Below are 1,247 nucleotides of genomic sequence, written 5' to 3'. Positions count from 1 at the left end.
GTTCACGCGCGCGTACGGGCGTGAACTGTCGCTGGGCGCGTGACGTCGGACCTGTGGGACGGGAGGCGCGGTGGCGGCCCGCACCGCGCCTCCCGTCCGCCTGGGTACTCGCCCCTCAGGACGGGACGACGACGTCCTCGGGCAGGCCGGACGCCGCGGAGCGGCCGGCGGCCTCCATCAGCGCCAGGCTCCGCAGGTTGTCGCGACCACTCGTCTCCGGCGCGGCGCCGCCGGACACCGAGCGCGCGAAGGCCTGCAGCCCACCCTGGCGGTCGGTGTGCGCCATCGTCGGCAGCTCGACCGCCTCGGCCTCGTCGTCCTGCGTCCGGCGGACGGTCACGCGGTCCCCCGCGACGGCGTTCGGCGCCCCGGAGCGACTGGTGAACCAGAGCTCGCCGTCCTCGCCCTGGATGCTCCACTCCCCCGCCCAGGCCGTCCGCGGCGCGCGGGAGAGCCAGCTGCCGCGGTAGCTCACCACGAGACCGTCGTCGAGCTCGATGATCATCGACGCGACGGCTTCGTCCTGGTACTTGCTGTACGACGGGTACGACGACTTCGCGAAGACGCGGACGGCCTCGCGACCGGTGATCATCCGGAGGAGGTCGAAGTGGTGGATCGCCATGTCGTTGATCATCGCGTGGGGGAACCGGTAGTGCGGGTGTTCCTCGAACGCCAGGTCGTTGTCCCACTGCCGGAAGTCGATGCTGATCGCCGAGAGCTCGCCCACGGTGTCCGCGGCGAGCAGGTCCTGCACGACCCGGGGCGCCGGGTACCAGCGGTAGTTCTGGCTGACCTGCAGCACGAGGCCGAGTTCCTCGGCACGGCGGACGGCCTGCAGCGCCTCGTCGGTGGAGTTCGCGAACGGCTTCTCGACGAGGACGTGCTTGCCGGCCTCGAGCGCCTCGAGCGCGAGCGGCACGTGCGTCACAGCGGGGGCGGTGATGACGACTGCGTCGGCTTCGACCCCGGCGAGCGCCTCGGTGAGGGACGCGAACGCCGCGGACTCCGGCAGCCCGAGGTCCGCGCGCACGGCGTCCAGAGTCGCCGGGACCGGGTCGACGATCCCGACCACCTCCACTTCGGTGACCTCCGGGATGGCGGTGCGGGCCCAGTTGCCGCCCCACCCTCCGAGACCGACGTGGATGATCCGGACCGTCATGCGTGCACTCCTTCGTGGCTGGCGCGCCACGACTCCCGCGGCGCGTGCGTCCAGTCTGTCAGGCGGCGGAGTGGGGTGGGCGGGTCGG

Annotated in this window: 1 protein-coding gene; it reads right to left on the bottom strand. The window is 72.5% G+C overall.

The window, feature by feature from the left end:
- Positions 1-115: 115 nt before the first annotated feature.
- Positions 116-1,159: a Gfo/Idh/MocA family protein gene (locus Q7F20_RS18595; protein ID WP_305741537.1), complete on the bottom strand. Its 1,044-nt coding sequence runs from the start codon at positions 1,157-1,159 to the stop codon at positions 116-118.
- Positions 1,160-1,247: the final 88 nt, after the last annotated feature.

The sequence above is a fragment of the Curtobacterium sp. A7_M15 genome (genome assembly GCF_030705415.1).
Classification (GTDB): Bacteria; Actinomycetota; Actinomycetes; order Actinomycetales; family Microbacteriaceae; genus Curtobacterium.
Note: the sequence above shows the minus strand (reverse complement) of the source record. Positions and strands in the feature narration are given on the sequence as shown.

Coding starts and splice junctions, on each gene's coding strand:
- Q7F20_RS18595 (WP_305741537.1), bottom strand. CDS start 1,159: ATGACGGTCCGGATCATCCACGTCGGTCTCGGAGGGTGGGGCGGCAAC.